At 33.2% G+C, this 20,188-nt stretch carries 17 protein-coding genes; 12 read left to right on the forward strand and 5 right to left on the reverse strand.

Annotated elements, in window-relative coordinates; all coding sequences use genetic code 11:
- Positions 1–135: 135 nt before the first annotated feature.
- The 4 genes from MQE36_RS05740 to MQE36_RS05755 all read right to left on the reverse strand — a co-directional run bounded on the left by MQE36_RS05740 (position 136) and on the right by MQE36_RS05755 (position 3,870).
- Complete coding sequence (locus tag MQE36_RS05740) at positions 136–1,365, reverse strand: S41 family peptidase (RefSeq protein ID WP_242938218.1); 1,230 nt, start codon at positions 1,363–1,365, stop codon at positions 136–138.
- Positions 1,366–1,688: 323 nt separating this feature from the next.
- Entirely contained in the window at positions 1,689–2,951 is a 1,263-nt protein-coding gene (locus MQE36_RS05745; RefSeq protein ID WP_242938219.1) for a DKNYY domain-containing protein, read from the reverse strand.
- A 399-nt stretch (positions 2,952–3,350) separates the two neighbouring features.
- The gene (locus MQE36_RS05750; RefSeq protein ID WP_242938220.1) at positions 3,351–3,653 is read right to left on the reverse strand and encodes a type II toxin-antitoxin system RelE/ParE family toxin; all 303 of its coding nucleotides are present in this window, start codon (positions 3,651–3,653) and stop codon (positions 3,351–3,353) included.
- A complete protein-coding gene (locus tag MQE36_RS05755) occupies positions 3,637–3,870 on the reverse strand; it encodes a hypothetical protein (RefSeq protein WP_242938221.1) in 234 nt (77 codons plus the stop codon). The genes MQE36_RS05750 and MQE36_RS05755 overlap by 17 nt, the downstream gene beginning before the upstream one ends.
- Positions 3,871–4,128: 258 nt before the next feature.
- Here MQE36_RS05755 and MQE36_RS05760 point away from each other — a divergent pair, with 258 nt between their 5' ends.
- Entirely contained in the window at positions 4,129–5,706 is a 1,578-nt protein-coding gene (locus MQE36_RS05760) for an IS1182 family transposase (protein WP_242938222.1), read from the forward strand.
- Positions 5,707–5,985: 279 nt separating this feature from the next.
- Positions 5,986–6,951 (forward strand): IS110 family RNA-guided transposase, encoded by a 966-nt coding sequence (locus MQE36_RS05765; protein WP_242938223.1) that lies wholly within the window; start codon positions 5,986–5,988, stop codon positions 6,949–6,951.
- A 13-nt stretch (positions 6,952–6,964) separates the two neighbouring features.
- On the opposite strand, the gene MQE36_RS05770 is transcribed toward MQE36_RS05765, so the two are convergent.
- Complete coding sequence (locus MQE36_RS05770) at positions 6,965–7,726, reverse strand: DUF2971 domain-containing protein (protein WP_242938224.1); 762 nt, start codon at positions 7,724–7,726, stop codon at positions 6,965–6,967.
- 342 nt (positions 7,727–8,068) lie between these two features.
- On the opposite strand from MQE36_RS05770, the gene MQE36_RS05775 reads away from it, so the two are divergent.
- The 10 genes from MQE36_RS05775 to MQE36_RS05820 all read left to right on the forward strand — a co-directional run bounded on the left by MQE36_RS05775 (position 8,069) and on the right by MQE36_RS05820 (position 20,173).
- Positions 8,069–9,286, forward strand: coding sequence for a site-specific integrase (locus MQE36_RS05775; protein WP_242938225.1), 1,218 nt, complete (start codon positions 8,069–8,071; stop codon positions 9,284–9,286).
- A gap of 5 nt (positions 9,287–9,291) precedes the next feature.
- Complete coding sequence (locus MQE36_RS05780; RefSeq protein ID WP_242938226.1) at positions 9,292–11,337, forward strand: synaptonemal complex protein 1; 2,046 nt, start codon at positions 9,292–9,294, stop codon at positions 11,335–11,337.
- A gap of 106 nt (positions 11,338–11,443) precedes the next feature.
- Positions 11,444–11,731 carry a helix-turn-helix domain-containing protein gene (locus tag MQE36_RS05785; RefSeq protein ID WP_242938227.1) on the forward strand — a complete coding sequence of 96 codons (288 nt, stop codon included), beginning with the start codon at positions 11,444–11,446 and terminating at the stop codon, positions 11,729–11,731.
- A gap of 3 nt (positions 11,732–11,734) precedes the next feature.
- A complete protein-coding gene (locus MQE36_RS05790) occupies positions 11,735–12,628 on the forward strand; it encodes a hypothetical protein (protein WP_242938228.1) in 894 nt (297 codons plus the stop codon).
- 138 nt (positions 12,629–12,766) lie between these two features.
- On the forward strand, positions 12,767–13,339 hold the full coding sequence (locus tag MQE36_RS05795; RefSeq protein ID WP_242938229.1) for a hypothetical protein: 573 nt from the start codon (positions 12,767–12,769) through the stop codon (positions 13,337–13,339).
- Positions 13,336–14,166: a hypothetical protein gene (locus tag MQE36_RS05800; RefSeq protein WP_242938230.1), complete on the forward strand. Its 831-nt coding sequence runs from the start codon at positions 13,336–13,338 to the stop codon at positions 14,164–14,166. The genes MQE36_RS05795 and MQE36_RS05800 overlap by 4 nt, the downstream gene beginning before the upstream one ends.
- A 10-nt stretch (positions 14,167–14,176) precedes the next feature.
- Complete coding sequence (locus MQE36_RS05805; RefSeq protein ID WP_242938231.1) at positions 14,177–14,473, forward strand: helix-turn-helix domain-containing protein; 297 nt, start codon at positions 14,177–14,179, stop codon at positions 14,471–14,473.
- Between the two features lie 3 nt (positions 14,474–14,476).
- The gene (locus MQE36_RS05810) at positions 14,477–16,093 is read left to right on the forward strand and encodes a type I restriction-modification system subunit M (RefSeq protein WP_242938232.1); all 1,617 of its coding nucleotides are present in this window, start codon (positions 14,477–14,479) and stop codon (positions 16,091–16,093) included.
- Between the two features lie 10 nt (positions 16,094–16,103).
- Positions 16,104–17,309, forward strand: coding sequence for a restriction endonuclease subunit S (locus MQE36_RS05815; protein ID WP_242938233.1), 1,206 nt, complete (start codon positions 16,104–16,106; stop codon positions 17,307–17,309).
- A gap of 11 nt (positions 17,310–17,320) precedes the next feature.
- A complete protein-coding gene (locus MQE36_RS05820; RefSeq protein WP_242938234.1) occupies positions 17,321–20,173 on the forward strand; it encodes a type I restriction endonuclease subunit R in 2,853 nt (950 codons plus the stop codon).
- Positions 20,174–20,188: the final 15 nt, after the last annotated feature.

Here is a 20,188-nt window from a genome sequence, read left to right on the forward strand (position 1 = left end):
TCTCCCTGTGTTTTGTAACCCCTTCGCTACCTTAAGATTGTATCGTGTGGGAAAGTTGAGGGTCAGGCCAGCAAGGAGTTTGTTTTTATGTAATTAGGGGGTTGTACAACAATTACCATTGTCCTGGGTAGTTTTTTATTCCAAGTTTTTATTAATTAGTTCAATCCCTTTTTCAAGAGTTTCATCTTTTTCAGATGTTGATTGCTTAACGTAGTTAGTTGGTACATACTGCTCTCTTGGCGTTCCATTTACGTGAAAAAGCTTAGCGGTTGAAAGGCGATAACCAAAAGTTTGATTTTTAAATGAAAATCCGCTCATTTCGCCAGCCAGTCGTTCCATTTCAGAACCGACTATTTCTGCTCTTTCCATTCCTTCAAAGCCAATTGCAAGTCCTTCTCCCATACTTCCTGTCCACCGACCAACTAAAATCACCACCGGGTTTTTGTATTGTTCTTTTCTTGGACTTACATATTCAGTCCAACTTCTTTCAATTTTTGGATTTCCGTCATATTGTTCAACGGTCCAATGTTTTTGATAAGGCTTGGTTTCTTTAATAAACCTACTCATAATGCCGCGGGCAACATAGGAATTTCCGCCGTCAACCGTGTTTCTCAGATCAATTATCAACCCTTTAGTGCTCATCAAATTTTCAAGAGCATTGTCAAATTGATTGATCAAACTATTATTTCCTAATGCATTGTTTATTCTGATTATTCCAATACCGTTTTCTATAGTTGATGTCAGAAGTTCTGTAGTAGGTTTAATCTGGAGTTTGTTTAAATCAATTTCAATAATATTGCTCTCTGATTTCAAAGTTAGAATTCTTGGCTGATTGTATCGTCCTGCTAAAATCTTATTCACGATCCACTCTCTGACGTTTTTGGATTTTTTGTTACTGCAATGCGTTGGGAATTGTTCAATTACTGTGTTAATAGCAGTGCCGTTCACTTTTAATAACTCCGCTCCAATTATATTTTGTCCGATATTCTCTAATTGGCTTTGCCAAACATTCGAAACAATCGGTTTCCCTTTTTTTATAGTTACATATATTGGCGAATACAATCTGAACGATGAATTCCTGTTGGTATTTAAAATGAGGTGACTGTCATAAAATTCGTTCAACAGATATTCGAAGAAAAGTACGGTTTGTTCATCCGTTTGTATGTTCGGAATTTGTTTCTCGTAAGATGCTCTAATACAATTTAAATCAACATTTTTCTCCTGTAGATAAACGTAATACTGTGATAAGTTATTTAAGATTTCATTCAGGTCTTCTTTAATCTTGACTTGGTCTATGCTTGTGTTTTGTGAATAAGCACAAGAAAAATTCAGAATGATGATAAAAGATAAAATCAGTTTTTTCATTTATTTTTTTGATGGTTTTAAAAAATTGGATAGAACGGATGGACTATGAGTAATTGAGTAGTTCGATAGCTTTCGGGTTCGCACATAACTTTACAACTATGCATTGTAGCCTTTCCCAAATTTTTTATTCAGGCTCTTACTCGAAACAAAGTTCAGATTCGATAACTTTTCGTAGTATTCTGTTTTCACGAGAATACTACTCAAAATCATCCCGATAATCCAGGATATAAAAGATATAGATATTCCAAATGTCAAATATTTAATCATAAGCGTGTTCTTGTTCTATTAATACTGTAGCCTACAATTTAAATGAACAGTTGTTTTTAATGCTGTTTGTATGCTGTTATGAGCTTTATTATTTCATCCTTCCAGGTTCGGTTATATGTATACCGTCCGCTTTTGTCTTCCAGTACAAATGTTCCCATAAATGGATTTTGTTCTGATTCGTATTTTACAACTTTGAAGGTTTTTGCGTCTAAAGGTATTTGATGCTGATAATGAAAAATATTCTGCTCATCATAGATAAATCCATGTTTGTTTATGTTGAAGTGTTTTGCATTTATCGGAATAACTTTTTCACAGAAGTAGACATGGTTTTTGTCTTTTCCAAATCCAAAATTCAACTCTTCAAAACTTTCCCTATCTGCTTGAGACACTTTGATTAATTCTACCCCACCTGATTCTCTGCCGTAGTATATCGCACATTTATCTTTCCAATAGGTAGTTTCGTATTTGTATTTTAATGGTTTCATACTTTTACCATCTATATCTTTTATAATTTGATATTCCCAAATTAATTTCAGGAAGTTTGTGTTGTTTGGGCAAGGAGAATCAGGGGCTATTCGCTTTATAAAAACATAATTTTTATCTGCGATTAGCTGTAAACCAATCTCTCGAAGAGAAAATGGATCTGCTTCCGGAATTTCTCTGAATATTTTGTCTCGGGTTCTGTAAAATACAGCGTTGTTATACGCATACAGATCATCAAACAAAAAATATGGGTTTTCTTTTGTGGCCTTAGCAATTTTTTTTGGCTTTTCAGCCTCTTCTACAAAGGCCAGATATTTTTTAAAATAATTCTTGAAATTTTTATAGAAATAGTTCCGTTTGTTGAGCGCTACTTGTGGATTGAGAAAGCATTGATCTTGACTAAAGGAATAGAACTTATTCATTATTTGTTCGACAACATCTTTTGGAAAACTATCGGGAGATTGTTCCTTAACCTGATTGGGGTTTAAAAGATAGGCATTAAATAGATCGGGAAATGTAGATGCTACTATGGCATAATTTGAAGAGTTACGTTTTTTCAACGAACTTATCATTTCAAGTATTTTTGGAAATAACGAAACGTCAGTGTCTGAAAAATGGTTAACCAGAAATGCTATAAAACAGGATTTAGATTTTTTGTCGTAGTTGAAAATAAATACGGAGTCTGATTCATCCACATAAGAGCGATATAAAAGTTCACTAAAATAGTATCCCAATTTGTTACCAAATTTAGGTCTTTCAAATTTTTGATTCAATAACCTTTTTAGGTCTGTTTCATCAATCTCTACATCAATAAAAATTCCTGTGGGCTCTGCCATTCTTAAATGGTATTGTTTATATAGCCATGGTTTAACTGTGTGGTTTAGTAATTACTTTTAGCCATGGTGACTGTTGCACAAGTTAGCAAAAAATTGACATAGCGTTGATAATCTCCTTTCATTAGATAACTATATTGTAGTATGCAAGGCAAAAATAATATCAGGAGAAGCTCCTCCATTATTTAAAAAACACACTAAAAGTGGAGTGGCAAGCTTGCAAGGTGTTTGTTTTGTTTTAAAAATTATCATACAACAGATTTTACTTCTTTATAAGCCTTTCAATTTTAGTTTACAGTTAAACTATACCACAAAATAAAAGCCCATAAAAGGGCTTATTTGTATCTTGTTTTTATACAATTAGTGGGTTGCGCAACAGCTACCATTGTTATGCAACGGTTTTTATATTTTTTTCTTATTAGGGTTTTTTCTGTTTGAAAATAAGGAAACAATCTCAATTGAATTTTTATTAATTCGATAATAGAGATTGTTATGTTTTTCGACTACAGCTTTCCGAATATTCTTTTTCTCTAATGATGTTGGAAAAATTTCGGGAGATTTTGAAATCAGTTCAATTGTGTGGTCTAATTTTGCAGAAAAGGTTCTTAATTCTCTTTCTGTCCAATTGTTTTCCAAGTATTCTATAGTTTCTTTAAGTTCAGATATTGCATGGTCAGTCCAAAATACTTTATAACCACTTTTCATAAATTCCTTTTACGTTCGAGTGAGAAGTCAGTTTTCCATTATCAGCATCTTGAATCCCTCTTTCGATAGATTTTTTTTCGCTTGCTGAAATTTCATTCCACCAGTCAGTTTTCTCTTTTTCTCGTAATCTCATTAATTTATCTATCAATGTCTTATCGTTCAATGTTGATAGCCACTGAATTAATTCAATTTTTTTATCTTCTAAACTTAAATCCATAATATCAAAGTTACAAATTTAATCTTATCATTTGGTTTTATGCACAATTTTTAACTGTTGCATAACGCTCCGGCTATGCGGAGTGCGGGATTAAATACCACAGCCCTTTCTGCAAGAACATTGATTTGTTAAAGTTATTAAGTTTCGATTTAGCACCAAAACCCGTATTACGCTTATACAATGTGCCTGTTGCACAAGTTAGCAAAAAATTGACATAGGGTTGATATTATCTTTTGATAAGAGGCTTACCTTGTAGTTATGCAAGGAAAAAAGAAGTATCAGGAGAAGTTGTTCAATCAGTTTCAGTTAAGTGAGCGCGTACCTATAGACAATTTCTATCGGCGGTTAAAAGAGGTGTTGGATTTAGATTACTTATACCCACTTACCAAACGATATTATGGTAGTAGCGGACAAAAGAGCATCGACCCGGTGGTGTTCTTTAAACTTTGTTTGGTAGGTTATTTAGAAAACATTATCAGTGATCGAAAGCTCATAACGCATTGCAGTATGCGATTGGATATTTTGTTCTTTTTGGATTATGATATCGATGAAGAACTGCCATGGCATTCTACCATTAGCCGCACCCGACAGTTATTTCCTGAGTCAGTGTTAGAAGAGGTCTTTACCAAGGTGTTTGAACTATGTGTATCGGTCGGGATGGTCAGTGGCCATACTCAGGCTATCGATAGCGCCCCTGTAAAAGCCAATGCTTCTATGGATAGTTTGGAACTGAAAGTTCCTGAAGCCGATTTAGAAACGCATCTTCGAGAAATTCGTCACATTAGTAAAGGTGATAAAGACAAACCACTACGTCAAGCCAAAGGGAATAAAGCAGACAAAGATCAGCAAACCTTATCGGCCAGTAAAAAGGAGCTACAGGCCATAAAGAGCAGGAACAGTAAATGGGCAAAGGATCAGGATCAGCGCCCGGGAGCAGGCAATAAAGGCTCGAGATATACCAGCAATAAGACCCATTACAGTCCTACCGATCCCGATGCCCGTATCAGTGTCAAACCGGGCAAGGCCAGGAAACTCAATTACCTATCTCAATTAACAGTAGATACCTCCAATCATGTGATAACCGATATCAAAGCCTACCATGCCGATGGCAAAGACAACCAACAACTGCCAGACATAGTGAAAAGGGTACAACGCCGATTGTGGAACTCAGGACTGCTATGGGAGAACTGTGTAGCTGATACAGGATATAGCAGTGGGGAGAACTATGCCTTTTTAGAAAAGAATCAGATCAAGAGTTTTATCCCTCCCCATGGTACTTACAAAGGAGGGCCGGGAGGATTTACATATATTGAGGCAGGCAGCTATTGGTTATGCCCTCAGGGCAAGAAAGTTACTTTCCGCAAACAAAAATTAGAGAAAGGGACTCTAAAAGATCAGTACTTTACCAAACGGAGTGATTGTAAAGGCTGCCCGATAAAACAACAATGTATTGGTAAAAGTTATGAGAAACGCATAAACATTACTGCTTATCGCAAAGAATACGAACGTAATATAGCAAGAGTGAATAGTCCGCAGGGACGGTATATGAAAGCCAAGCGGCAAAGCACGGTAGAACCGGTGTTTGGAACATTAACACAGTTTATGGGACTTAGAAAAGTGAATACCCTAGGCATTAAACAGGCAAACAAATGTATGCAGCTCTCGGCCATAGCCTACAACTTGAAGAAGTACCTGAAATTCATTGAAAACCACACAAAAAGTGGAGTAGCAAGCATGCAAAGTATTTACTTTTCTTTAAAAGCTATCATACAATACATTTTACGCCTTTTTAAGCCTTTCAATTTTAGTTTACAGCTAAACTATACCACAAAATAAAAGCCCATAAAAGGGCTTATTTGTATCTTGTTTTTATATAATTAGTGGGTTGTGCAACATCTACCATCTTAAGTTTACAATCTATTAATTTAGAGGTATTAACCAGAAAGAACAAAAAGAGCGGAATAAGGTTAGGTCTACCGTAGGAACTTTTGATTCCGTCAACATTGATAATCCCCGCTCTTTTCTACTTAAATCCGTTCAGTTCTGTGAGACTTTGATCTCGATTTTAAGTTGGTGGAATATAAGTAGTGGCGTTCTTCCCTTAATTCAATTATTATGAATAAATATAATGAAATTTATGGTGTGGATATCAGCAAAGATGTCTTTGATGTTATTGGAAGTCAAGGAAGTTATTATCAATTTGAAAACAATCCCAAAGGTTTTAAGTCCTTTATGAAAGTATTGAAAATGGATAGTTTGGTAGTCATGGAAGCTACAGGTTATTACCATTATCGTCTGGCCCAATTCTTAAACCATAACGGCTTTACAGTATCAATAGTAAACCCTTTGTCTGTAAAGCGGTTTATACAGATGAAACTGTCTAAGGTTAAAACGGATAAAAGCGACGCTAAGGCCATATGTGAGTATGCTCAGGTGAACCCGGTACCGATATATTCTTCTTTAGATGATACTCAAGCAGAATGTCTCCAGTTGTTTCGTCTTTTAGATATCTATCTTAAGCAACGTTCTGCCATTAAAAATAAGCTTCACGGGGAAACTGTTTTAGGAGTTCCTTCCAAAATGGTTTATCGTTCTTTAGAACAAAGTTTAAAGCACTTTAACAAACATATAGAAGCTCTTGAGCAACGATTATTGGAACTAGTGAAAAAGGAACAACAACAGCAACTAACCAATTTAAAAAGTATCCCTGGTTTAGGTACTAAAACAGCCTTATTCCTGATTGTAATAACAGATGGATTTTCCAAATTTGAAAGAGCCTCTCAACTTTGCAGTTATGTAGGAATCACACCCATTATACGGATATCGGGTAGTAGTGTCAGAGGCAAAAGCCGAATCAGTAAGGTTGGCAATAGAAAATTAAGAAACTTGCTGTTCTTGTGTAGTTTTTCAGCCTGCAAGCATAATAAAGCATGTAGGGAACTCTACAATCGATTATTAGCCCAAGGAAAAACTAAAAAACAAGCTCTGATAGCAGTCTCCAATAAGCTATTAAAACAAGCCTTTGCAATAGCTAAATCAGGGATTCCATATAATGAAAATTATGTATCAAAATTAGTCTAAAAATACTTGATTTTTAACTCAGTTCTTTGTTGTGTACAGTACTTTTTCTTTCCATTTTTTTAAGTCGATTATCCTCAAAATATACTCTATAAGTTTTTGTTTTTTCTTGTTCAATAAATTGCTGAATTGCGACGTCATAATTTCGGTCGGTAAATAATCCATAGTATATTCCAGTCAATGAATTTTTAATGTTCAAATAGCAATAACTGTCTGAAATAATCAATAAACGTTTTTCATATTCTTTTCTCCAATAGTGGGATTTTGACAGAAAAAGAGCCTCATAGTCACGTTTTATGTGTTGTTCAATATTTTCCTCTTTAGTCATATTTCTGTTCCAATAAACCCATTCGTTTTTTTTCGGATTGTAATTTATATCTTGAAACTTGAAAATATCTATGTGTTTATTTTCCTCAATAAATAAATCAGTATCAATTTCAAGGCAAATTCCTTTGTGATTTTCCGCATATTGTGCCCACATCATTTCATTTTCATATCCTTGATATTTGTCCGAATAAACAAAACAAGTAGCTTGGATTTTTGACTTTATTTCCTCTCCAAATCTGTACATACTGTCAAAATGAGCTTTATCCGAGTCCGCTTCGTAATCCAAATCCGAATACAGAGTTTCGTATGGAACATTTATTCCTCCAAATGACCATTTCTGATTTTCTTTCGGACCATTCATTTTATTCAAAAAATTGGTTCGCAAAGTCATTGAAGGCAAGATAAATTCTATTGCTGTACTTAATTTTGTGTAATGATAGATTTTTGGCATTTAGTGGTTTGTTCTCGATTTTGGTCGTATTGTACACAACGGTTTTGTGTATGGCTTCGTTGCGGGGTTTAAGGTACGTTTTTGTCCGATAGTTTTGAAGTTATTTTGTAGGAGAATTATCAAACTTATGAATCAACCGCAATAAGCTATACACGGTGTTGTATAGATAACTCACTCCTTTTCCTCATTTTTACATAAAACCCTTTATTTACAGTGCTTTCAAGCTTTTAGTTAAAGCAGAATAATGCAATAAAATACTATATAATGCATTGTTTGTTGTACCCTTTGTTGTACCTTAGCACTCGGTTGCACCCTTTTGCATACCTTAAATACCAGTGCTTTATGTCATCAATAAAACTAATTTTAAGGAATAATAAAGTCGATAAAGCTGGTGAAGCACCACTTTATTTGAGAATCATCAAAGACCGTAAAACCAAGTTTATTTCTTTAAGCCTAAAGCTGAAACCTGCTGAATGGGATGAAGATAAGCAAAAAGTCAAAAAGAACCATCGTAGTTCTGCCAGGCTTAATGCTTACATAGCGCAAAAGGTTGCAGATGCCAAAGGGGAAATAGCTGATTTGGAAAGACGGAACCAATCCACATCAGCACGGAAATTAAAAGAAGCTATTAAGGGCAAGCCTCTGACTAATTTCTTTGAGTATTCCGAAGCCCGATGTGAGAAGCTAAAAGATACACTGGCATACTCAACCTACAACAACTACAAAACATACCTAAAGAAGTTTGAAAACTTCGTAGGACACCGCGAATTAATGTTCGAGGATATAACAGTAACCACATTACAGGATTACGCATCGCATTGCAGTTCTACACTTGGTAACAATAATACGACCATTAATTTTTCATTGAAGATTCTGAAAATCATGTTTCGTGAAGCACAACGAGAGGATTTAATACCTCTGGATTTGTTCCCATTCAGTAAGTTCTCAGTAAAAAAAGAAAAAAGCACCAAGCTTTATTTGAATGCTGAACAGTTCGAAGCCTTTATGAATTTGGAAGTGTCCAATAAGGACAAAGCGGAAGTAATTAAGGATATGTTTATTTTCTCTGTCTTTTCTGGAGGTTTAAGGTTTGGTGATGTATTAGAACTTAAATGGAAAAACTACGACAAGCAAAACGCCAAAATCACAAAGGTTATCAGAAAAACCAATCGACAGCACAGCGTTAAAATTGGTCAAAAGGCTATTGATATTTTAGAAAAGTATTGGAGTGATGATAAAAACCAAAATGATATTGTATTTCCATTTGCTAACTTAGATGAAGCCTATTTCAAGGACAAAGAGTATCGGAATCAAATTTTAAGACGTGCAGTAGCACTAAGTGGCATGTATTTAAATAAGATGGGGAAGAAATTAGAGTTGCCTTTTAACCTATCTTTTCACATAAGCCGACACACCTTTGCTACCAGAGCATTAAATAATGGTATGCGTATAGAACACGTTTCAAAACTTATGGACCATACCGATATTGGAATAACACAAGTGTACGCTAAAATTATAAGTAGTGAATTAGATAACGCAGTAGATAAATACATCAATTAATTATAATGTTAAATAAACCAATCAACCACATAGTTAAAGAGCATTTTATCAATATCAGAAATGTTGCAAAGCGTAATGCTGAATTAGATTTTAAAGCGAATGTAAAAGACAAAATTAAAGGCTTAGATGATTTTCAAAAATTGTCCTTGTGCTTAGTAGAAGATGAAAGAATTAAAAAATTAAAACAAGAAGATCCACATCCATATTATTTTAATCATGGTGATGATTGGTTATTAAATCAATTTGCAAATCGCCATTTTTTATTGAATGTAGATGAAACCGACGAGTTTATTCAATCGGTGAGTTTAAGTGATTACGACAAACTACTTTATAAGGAAATAAAAGTCATTGGAGACAAAATACCGAAATTAACTTATGAAGGTTTTTTAAAGGGTGTGCGTTGTAAGTATTATGAAAGTTTTGATTTTCAATTCAACATAGAGGAAAAAGACTATTACCAGATTGCCGATTGGCAAATGAAAGGTTTATTGGATATTGTTGAGTATGATACAACCAATGTTATAAAAGCATACCAAGGGTATTGCAAGACTTTAGAAAATCCAATTGAATTTATTGAAAAGCAATTAGCGATACTGGAGGATGAACTATCCGAAAACTTAAATGATTCGGGAATCATAAAGCAAATACTATCAAAACTGTACATTTTCTTTGGTTTTGATTTTAATACTTATAAAGATGAGCTTCTATTACTCAATTTGCCAATATTTTATACTGATGAAAATAATTTCAGAAAATTAAATCCTGAGACATTAAAAGAGCCTTTGTTTAAAATGGCATCCAATATCACGACTGTTGTAGGTAATGAGTTTACCATTTTTTACACCCTTGATATTTTACAAAAATGGATGCAAAAAATTATTAAAGGGCATTCTTTAGATACGCCATTTAAATTTATTGATACCGACAAAGAATTGGAAAAGGCTATCCAAGAAGCAGAGTTAGAAAGCCAAGAGGTTATTGATGAAATAAACGATTATTGTTTTAACGATACTGCTAAATCAGATAAACAAATAAAAAAATATTTGAGGACTAAGTTTGAAGAAGAAATGCACGCCTATAATAAAGTGCAAGACGAAAGGGTGTTTTTTCTTCTACGTGAGGAAAATAAAGAATTACAAAAGGCAAATGTAAAATTCAACTACATTATTAATGATAAGTTGCAGGAGGTTCTTCAGGAAATAAAAATTGCCTATAAAATTCAAAATACAAGTTGGCAGATTTCGTTCATTTTCGAGGAACTATTCAATAGCAAAACCATGTATTATAAAAGAGATTCTGTTTCTCATATTACAATTCAATCGTTAATGAATAAAATGGTAGTCGATAAAGAATTGCACAATGAATTAAAAGGTGCATTGGATACGTTTTTTAATAGATTTTATCGTGATTCCATGCCGTTAGATATGCACTTCATAAATCATCGAGAAACCTATATTAGAGTGTTTGAGAAAAGCATGGAAAGGTTTCAAAAGATTTTGGACAATGCTGAACCAAGTAATAAGATACTTTATATACAATCCAGGTTAAAAGAGTTAAAGCATCGCGAATTGCAGTTTAGATCATCAATTAATAAAAAAGGGGATTTTAAAAATAAAGAGGATAAGTATCCTAATCTATTTAAAGACTTCTTATCTATTGAAGCGGAATTTATTAAAGAAACTGCTGCCATATCACCATTAACCTATTTACCTGTAACCTCTAAAATATTAATTGATAAACCGAAGTTTGAAAAGTTTGAAGAGTTTTTATCTACTGAAAAACAAACTTACGTTCTTCAAATGTTAGAAGACTTAGCAATAACGGTTGATGGTTATTATGCATTATCGCCAAAAAAATTAGGTGCTATAAGAGGCGTTGTAGAAGCTTTAAGAGAACAGAAAATTATATCCCATATGGGTTTACATAAAATTTGTGTAATGTTTGCCGATAAAATAAATGCAACAATGAAATCAGAATTAGATGCTTCTACCACATCTGAAGATTATAAAAAGGCTGCAATAGAGTACATAAAAAACAATCCACTGCACTAATATTCAAAAAAGATAAGGGGTTTATAAGGGTGTTAAAAGGTTGCCCTTTTTACCCCCTATGCCTTTTTTCAGATTTGTTGGAGTAATTCAAAAATTATTTCAGCAAATGGAAGCAATTATTTTATCAAAAAGCCAATACGAGGTACTTCTAAAGAAAATAGATGACCTTAGAAATTCATTAGACGAAAAACAAAAGAGTCCTAAAGATGTTTTTGTAGACAATCAGGAGTTTTTATTGCTAATGAACATTAGTAAGCGTACTGCTCAAACTTGGAGGGATGAGGGTATTGTATCATTTTCTCAAATCGGCTCAAAAATCTACTATCGTATGAGCGATGTAGAAAAACTACTTGAGAAAAATTACAACAAGGCGTTTAAAAGTGTAAAAAGGTAATTGTTGTACGATACATTAAAAATCAAGTATCAAGTTTCTCAATTGCCTAAAGTTGTTGTCAAACAAAAAGAAAAGTCCTTCTATTGGAAGGGTGTTAAGTGGTGTCCTGTCTACAATAAGGAAAACAAGAGGGTTAACGGTTACGAAACAAGAGTTAACAATCTGGATTTACGCTTAAAAGGCAATACTATTTTTTGCAGCAATTCTTTACAAAAGTGGTATATGGGGAATAACTATGAAAGCTTCAACTATGCTCAGGTAGTAGAGGCTTTTAAGTGCTTAAATACTGCATTGCCTTTTAATGTATATGACGCCCAAGTTTATTATCTGGCTGTTGGTGTTGTAATAGAAGAAGAGACAAAGCCTATTATAGATACATGGTTAGGTTTCAATGGTAAACAACCCTTACCAATGTTAGGTAGCAATAAGGTGTATGGCAAAAAATTCTATTTAACAGATTATAATATCAAAGGTTACGATAAAACTTTTGAAGTGAAAAAACACAATCAAATCAACTTAGATAAGCAACTCTTTAGGTTTGAATTGGAAACCTACACACGTAATTTAAACAATCGTAAAAATCCAATAGTAATCTATACCGTGAAAGATTTGATAGATAAAGCTAAATATCAGGAGTTAGCTTCCGAATTATTAAGTAAGTATCAAAAGATAGAAAAAAAGCAGAGTGTTCCACTTTCAAAGCTTACCAATAAAGAAAAGGAAACTTTAGCCCTATTTCAAAATAAAGATATTTTGGCACAGTATAAAATAGATCATTATGAAAGCTTTAGGAAAAGAAGAACCGTTTATAATCGCCTTCAAAAATTGAGTAATAATACGTTTCTGAATGCCTTGGAAATAAAGCTGAAAGCCAGTATTGAAAGTTGCTTGTTTTAAAGCTTGTAATATACCCTAAAACAGGGGTAAAAATATATTTGATTTTGAACAAGATTAACTATCTACAGAAATATTTAGGATGAAGCATCAATTATATATACATTTAACCTTTAAAGGACAAGTCATAATAGGTTAAGTATGGGGGCAACTAAAAGCCTTAAAGTAAAAGAGGACTACTCACTTTACAACAGATTGCTTGAAGAGAGAAAGTCAATATTTACAGAAGTTATAGAAGTAAATAAGGTTGGTAATAATGCAAATACATTAAGCCAGGCAGAAGATGTAGAGCAAGAAGTGATAACAGAACAAGTGATATTAATTGTTGACGTAAAGCTTAATAATTATAATTTCTTTCAATTCAAACTTCGTTGTAAGGACTATATTCCTAATCCGTTCTTTAGGTTTGATAGTGATGGCGAAACGCATAGAAATCGTATAGAAGGTATTCCTTTTGAAGAACAAGCTGTTACCCCGCCACATTTTCATAAATTTAACGAAAATGGTATTGAAATAGCTTATAAAACTGATAAGCTGTTGGATGAAAAAGAAAGTAAAGCACTGGAAGAGATAAACTTATGCATTATTCATTTCTTTCACGAATCTAATACACGGTTAAAACAAGATGATTTTCCAGAAGTAAAAATATCGTCTAATTCATTGGGGCTTTCATTTACAAGTGATGACCCAAATGAGAATATAGATTATGTATGAATATAGAATCAATATTTTTTGATATTAAGAATAGTTTCTCTGGTATTTGGTCAACAAAACAACGTGGTAAATCTCTTGAGATAATCACACCTTACGCAACGACCAATAATCGATTTGTGTCAGTGTTTCTATTACAAAGAGATGGTGTTTACATTATAACAGATGGGGGTTGGATTAACTCTGGGATGTATGATAACAATCCATTTAATGATGAATCTTGTTTTCAAAAAGTATTATTTCATTTTCAAAATGCTTACGACGTCAAGGAGACAAATACCCCAAATAAATCTAACCATGCTGTAAGCCATTACTATGTGAAGGCTACAAGCCAGGTAGATATTGCTTCTAAAATATTTGATTTAGCAACATTCATACAAAATGTGGCGAGTGTATCTCAAATTACATTTGAGGATAAAGAAGAAAAAGAAACTAAAGAAAGATTTGTTTCTTTAGCTAATGATTATATTAAGTCGATTGTGACGCCTGAACAAATTAAATTTAATAGTTATTTAAATGCTGAAAAAAAAGAAATTAAGTTTAATGCGATATACTATAGAAGTAATAATGAAATTACATTATTGAATTACGTAACAGGTAGTACAGTTTCATATTTTTCAAATAGTATTTTCAAGGCTAATACTTTATTTGAAATGGCTGATGAATCCATTTACAGTGGTCATGTAAGAAACAAGATAGCTCTTGTAGATACTAATGCATCTGGATTTGTCAAAGATAAAATTGCACACTATTTAATTCACTTACAAAAGCATACCGGTACTCAAACTTTAGAATGGGTGTATAGAGATAAATTAGCTTCAATACTTTAAAAATTAAGTTATGCCAAATCTTATTAAGGACTATTCTTTAGGTAAAAGGCTAAAAGAATTAAGAGAGTCTCAAGGTATTATGCAACGCGAGGTTGGTGCAGTTATAGGTGTTGATGGTGCATTTATTAGTAAAATAGAAAGTAGTGAAAAGCGTATAAGTAGGGACCATTTAAAGAAACTGAGTTTGTTTTTTCAAATAGATGAAAAAGAGTTACAAATATTATGGTTAGCAGATAAAGTAATTAACGTTTTAAAAGATGAACCATATAAAGAACAAGTAATACGCCTAATTAATAATATAAATTAATCAATGTCAGAAGACCATAAAAAACAATTAGAACAACAACTTTGGAATATAGCCAACACCCTTAGAGGAAAGATGAATGCCGATGAATTTAGAGACTATATATTAGGCTTTATTTTCTACAAGTACTTGGCTGAAAAAATGGAAATCTATGCCAATACCATTTTAGAACCAGATGGCATCCACTTTACCGATATTGACGAAAATACCCAAGAAGGGCAAGAATATATAGAAGCTATTCGAGAGGAAGCTTTAGAAAAATTAGGCTACTTTTTAAAGCCATCAGAGTTATTTTCCTCAATCGCAGAAAGAGGAAATTACAATGCAGATGAAAACGCTTTAGACCAAGCAGCGGACACTACTGAAACATACAATACCAAGCACAATTTCATTATTGAAGATTTACAAAAAATCCTAAATAATGTACAGAACAGTACAATGGGGACAGAGAGTGAAGAAGATTTCGATAATCTCTTTGAGGATATGGATCTAAACTCTACCAAATTAGGTAAAACCCCAGAAGCAAGAAACGAAGTTATTGCCAAAGTATTAGCACACTTAGATAAAATCGACTTTAAGTTAGAGCATACCGAATTAGATGTATTGGGTGATGCCTATGAATATTTGATTGGTAAGTTTGCAAGTGGTGCAGGTAAAAAGGCTGGTGAGTTTTATACACCACAAGAAGTAAGTATGGTATTGGCTAAGTTGGTAACAACCGGCAAACACAAGCTAAAATCAGTATATGACCCAACATGTGGTAGTGGGTCCCTCTTGTTACGAGTAGCTAAAGAAGTTGAGGAAGTAAACAACTTCTATGGTCAAGAATTAAACCGTACCACATACAACTTAGCGCGGATGAATATGATATTGCACGGTGTGCATTATCGAAAGTTTGATATTAAACAAGAAGATACTTTAGAGCATCCGCAACACTTAGAACAACGTTTTGAAGCTATTGTAGCTAATCCACCATTTTCTGCAAAGTGGAGTGCTAACCAACTCTTTATGAGTGACGATAGGTTTAGTCAATATGGGAAGTTAGCACCAAGTAGTAAAGCTGATTGGGCATTTATACAGCATATGGTGCATCATTTAGCGGAGAATGGACAAATGGCAGTCGTATTACCGCACGGTGCATTATTTAGAGGGGGTGCAGAAGGTCAAATTAGAGAATATCTAATAAAAGAAAAAAACTATTTAGATGCTGTAATTGGCTTACCAGCCAATATTTTTTACGGGACAAATATTCCAACCTGTATTTTGGTATTTAAAAAATGTAGAGAAAACCCAAATGATGTTTTATTTATTGATTCGAGTAATCATTATTTGAAAGCCAAAAACACAAATTATTTAGGCAGTAGTGACATTGAGAAAATAATATCAACTTACAGGAACCCTGTCACTATTGATAAGTATAGTTATGTCGCCTCATTGGGTGAGATTAAGGATAATGATTATAACTTAAATATTCCAAGGTATGTAGATACTTTTGAGAAAGAAGCGGTAATAGATATTGACTTGGTTTCGAATGAATTAAAATCACTTGATTTAGAGTTAGCTAAAGTTGATGTGAAAATTTCAAAAGATTGTAAAGAATTAAACATCAGTACACCTTTTTAAAATGGAAGTTTTGTCAAAACAGAAGAATGTTCCTGCTTTAAGATTTCCTGGATTTAAAGATTTCTTAGTGGATGTAAAAATTGGAGAAGTTATTAAGAGAATCTCTAAACCTGTAGATGTACATTTGGAAGAGTCGTACAATCAAATAGGTGTTAGGTCTCATGGTAAAGGTATTTTTTATAAAGACTCAGTTACCGGTAAATCTTTAGGTAACAAAAGAGTTTTTTGGTTAGAGGAAGACTTATTTATTGTTAATATAGTTTTTGCTTGGGAACAAGCTGTAGCTAAAACGACACTAAATGAAGTTGGTATGATAGCCTCTCATAGGTTTCCGATGTATCGTCCTTTAGATGGGATTTTAGATTTAGATTACCTACTTTTTTTGTTTTTGACAAATAAAGGGAAATATTTGTTAGAAACAGCATCACCTGGCGGTGCTGGTAGAAATAAAACATTAGGTCAAAAGGCTTTTGAAAACCTAACTATAAAAATACCGCAACTTAGTGAACAAAAAAAAGTGTCTTCTTTTCTTTTAAAAATTGAAAAACGAATAGAGATTTTAGAACAAAAGGAAATTTTATTAAAACAATATAAGAAAGCCATTGCTCAAAGGATATTTAATAAACAAATTAGTTTCAAAAACTCTAAAGATGAAAGCTTTCCTGATTGGAATACAGTAAAATTAAATGAGGTGCTATCTATGCCTGTAAAAATCAAACCAGAGAAGATAGATAGAGATAAAATTATTACTGTTAAGTTACACCTAAAAGGTGTTAGAAAGAGTAATAATACTAAAAACTTGTCTTTGGGGGCTACATATTATGTTAGGAGCAAAGGACAATTTATTTATGGTAAGCAAAACTTATTTAACGGTTCATTCGGTATTGTTCCACCAGAATTTGATAATCATTTAACCTCTGCTGATATTCCTTCATTAGATATTGATAGAAGTAAAATTAACCCTAATTATTTAATGCAATTTTTAGGAAGGAAATCATATTATAAGAAACTTGAAGCTATAGCTATTGGGACAGGAAGTAAACGTATTCATGAAAAAGTGTTATTAAACTTAAAAATTGATTTACCTTCCTTAGAAGAGCAAAATAGAATAGCATTTTTTTTAGATCAAATTGATAAAAGAATTTCATTTGTTACAAAACAAAAAATGGTAAGCAAAAAATATAAAAAATCAATATTACAAAATATGTTTTTGTAGTAATAAAAACTATGAGTACCCAACCAGAGCAAGTATTAGAAAATCAATTAGTAGAACAGTTATCACATCAAGGTTATACCAAAGTCAATATTCCAGATGAAGCAGCGTTAGTAGCTAATTTAAAAACACAATTAGAAAAGCATAATAATATCACCTTTACGGCTAATGAGTTTGAGAGAGTTCTCAATATACTCAGTAAAGGTTCTGTGTTTGAAAAGGCTAAAACACTTCGCGAAAAACAGCACATTGTTAGGGATAATGGAGATAACCTCTATTTTGAGTTTTTAAATACAGAGCATTGGTGTCAAAACCAATACCAGGTCACCCATCAAGTAACTATAGAAGGTTCTTATAAAAACCGTTATGATGTTACGTTGCTCATCAATGGCTTGCCTCTGGTACAAATAGAACTAAAGCGTAGAGGCTTAGAAATGAAAGAAGCCTTTAACCAAGTAAACCGTTACCAACGGCATTCATTTGGTGCTAATGCAGCGTTATTTCAATACGTCCAAATATTTATTATTAGTAACGGTGTCAATACCAAATATTACGCCAATAATAGACATCAATCTTTCAAGCAGACATTCTATTGGACAAACAAAGAGAATAAGCGGTTAACCAATATACTTAATGGCTTTACCTCAGAATTTTTAGACCCTTGCCATATCTCTAAAATGATATGCAAGTACATCGTACTAAATGAAACCCATAAAATTTTAATGGTGTTAAGACCGTATCAATTCTATGCAGTAGAAGCATTAATAGATAGGGTGAAAAATTCAAACAAAAATGGGTATATATGGCATACTACAGGATCAGGTAAAACGCTAACATCCTTTAAGGCAAGCCAGATCATAATGAAAATGCCACAAGTTAAAAAAGTGGTGTTTGTGGTTGATAGAAAGGATTTAGATTACCAAACTACTAAAGAGTTCAATAGCTTCTCAAAAGGGAGTATCGATGGTACGGACAATACAAAAGCTCTGGTAAAACAGTTTAGCGATGATACCAAGATAATTGTAACTACCATTCAAAAGCTAAATACAGCCATTAGCAAGAAAAGTTATTTAGCCAAAATGGAACAGCTCAAAGATGAGCGTATGGTATTTATTTTCGATGAATGCCATCGAAGCCAATTTGGTGATACACATAACCGTATAAAGTCCTTCTTCAATAACCATCAAATGTTTGGTTTTACCGGAACACCAATATTTGCCGATAATGCAGTTAAGAATGAATTGGGCAAACGCACTACAAAAGAGTTGTTCGGTGAATGTTTGCATAAATACGTCATTACAGATGCTATCAAAGACGAAAACGTATTAAAGTTTTCAGTGGAGTATGTAGGTCGATATAAGCAAAAGGAATCTGCTACAGAAATAGATATTGAGGTAGAAGATATAGACCGTAAGGAGTTGATGGAATCTCCAAAACGTTTAGAGAAGATTACAGATTATATTATTGCCAACCATAACCGTAAAACACATAGTAAAGAGTTTACCGCAATGTTCTGTGTAGGCAGTACAGATATGTTGGTAGATTATTATGACATACTGCATAGAAAGAAAGAAGAAGGAAAGCACAATCTTAAAATAGCAACCATTTTCAGCTTTGTTGCAAACGAAGACGATGCTGATGCCAACGGCTATATTCCAGAGGAAGTTTCCGTAGTTGAGGAAGCAGAAGCCTTGTATGGAATGAATAGCCATAAAAGAGATAAGTTAGAAACCTATATTGGGCATTACAACCAAATGTTTGGTTCTAATTTCTCTACCAAAGACAGTCAATCATTCTACAACTATTACAATGACATTTCTAAGAAAGTAAAAGAACGAAAGATAGATGTATTGTTGGTAGTTAATATGTTCCTAACAGGCTTTGATAGTCCAGCTTTAAACACCTTATATGTTGATAAGAACTTAAAGTATCACGGCTTAATTCAAGCCTATTCCCGCACAAATAGAATTGTAAACGAACAGAAGTCACAAGGTAATATTGTGGTATTCCGTAACCTCAAAAAAGCAACAGACGATGCCATTACACTTTTTAGTAATAAAGAAGCTATTGAGGTGATTATCATGGAACCTTATGAGGATTATGTAGAAAAATTTGATGAAGCATATAACAAGTTATTAAACCTAACGCCAACAGTAGATAGCGTGAATGATTTGCTAAGTGAAGAAGATGAATTGGAGTTTATCAAGGCATTTAGAGAGCTGATGCGTTTAAAAAATACAATGACCACTTTTGCTAATTTCGATTGGGAAGATTTGTCAATGGATGAGCAGTTGTTTAATGATTTTAGAAGTAAATACTTAGACCTTTGGCAGAAAACAAAACATGATACAGCTAAAGAAAAAGTATCCATTTTAGATGATGTAGATTTTGAATTAGAATTAATTCACAGAGACGAAATAAATGTAACCTATATCCTAAACCTCTTGGCATCCCTAAAAGATGCAAGTAAATCAGAACAGGAAGCTAAGAAAAAAGAAATTGTCGATATACTATCTGGAGAAGCTAATTTAAGAAGTAAACGAGAATTAATAGAAAAGTTCATTCAGGATAATTTACCTCAAATAGAAGAGGCGGAAAGCATTCCGCAAGAGTTTGAAAAGTTCTGGACAGAAGAACAGCAAAAAGCATTTGAGGTATTTGTAAAAGAGGAAAACCTATCATCAGATAGAACACAAAAGCTGATAGAAGATTATCTATATGCAGAAAGAGAACCATTGCGTGATGAACTTTTAGACCTTATAGAAGGAGATAAACCCTCAGTTTTAAAGCGTAAATCGATAGGAGATAGAATACTACAAAAGGTCATTAATTTTGTGGATACTTTTATTAATGGAATGGATAATTAAATGAAATAAACTAAT

Origin of the sequence: Zhouia spongiae, assembly GCF_022760175.1 — a bacterium.
Taxonomy (GTDB): Bacteria; Bacteroidota; Bacteroidia; order Flavobacteriales; family Flavobacteriaceae; genus Zhouia; species Zhouia spongiae.

Excerpts from the sequence above, each read along its gene's own strand:
- MQE36_RS05740 (WP_242938218.1), bottom strand. The coding sequence starts at position 1,365 with ATGAAAAAACTGATTTTATCTTTTATCATCATTCTGAATTTTTCTTGT.
- MQE36_RS05745 (WP_242938219.1), bottom strand. The coding sequence starts at position 2,951 with ATGGCAGAGCCCACAGGAATTTTTATTGATGTAGAGATTGATGAAACA.
- MQE36_RS05750 (WP_242938220.1), bottom strand. The coding sequence starts at position 3,653 with ATGAAAAGTGGTTATAAAGTATTTTGGACTGACCATGCAATATCTGAA.
- MQE36_RS05755 (WP_242938221.1), bottom strand. The coding sequence starts at position 3,870 with ATGGATTTAAGTTTAGAAGATAAAAAAATTGAATTAATTCAGTGGCTA.
- MQE36_RS05760 (WP_242938222.1), top strand. The coding sequence starts at position 4,129 with ATGCAAGGAAAAAAGAAGTATCAGGAGAAGTTGTTCAATCAGTTTCAG.
- MQE36_RS05765 (WP_242938223.1), top strand. The coding sequence starts at position 5,986 with ATGAATAAATATAATGAAATTTATGGTGTGGATATCAGCAAAGATGTC.
- MQE36_RS05770 (WP_242938224.1), bottom strand. The coding sequence starts at position 7,726 with ATGCCAAAAATCTATCATTACACAAAATTAAGTACAGCAATAGAATTT.
- MQE36_RS05775 (WP_242938225.1), top strand. The coding sequence starts at position 8,069 with ATGTCATCAATAAAACTAATTTTAAGGAATAATAAAGTCGATAAAGCT.
- MQE36_RS05780 (WP_242938226.1), top strand. The coding sequence starts at position 9,292 with ATGTTAAATAAACCAATCAACCACATAGTTAAAGAGCATTTTATCAAT.
- MQE36_RS05785 (WP_242938227.1), top strand. The coding sequence starts at position 11,444 with ATGGAAGCAATTATTTTATCAAAAAGCCAATACGAGGTACTTCTAAAG.
- MQE36_RS05795 (WP_242938229.1), top strand. The coding sequence starts at position 12,767 with ATGGGGGCAACTAAAAGCCTTAAAGTAAAAGAGGACTACTCACTTTAC.
- MQE36_RS05800 (WP_242938230.1), top strand. The coding sequence starts at position 13,336 with ATGAATATAGAATCAATATTTTTTGATATTAAGAATAGTTTCTCTGGT.
- MQE36_RS05805 (WP_242938231.1), top strand. The coding sequence starts at position 14,177 with ATGCCAAATCTTATTAAGGACTATTCTTTAGGTAAAAGGCTAAAAGAA.
- MQE36_RS05810 (WP_242938232.1), top strand. The coding sequence starts at position 14,477 with ATGTCAGAAGACCATAAAAAACAATTAGAACAACAACTTTGGAATATA.
- MQE36_RS05820 (WP_242938234.1), top strand. The coding sequence starts at position 17,321 with ATGAGTACCCAACCAGAGCAAGTATTAGAAAATCAATTAGTAGAACAG.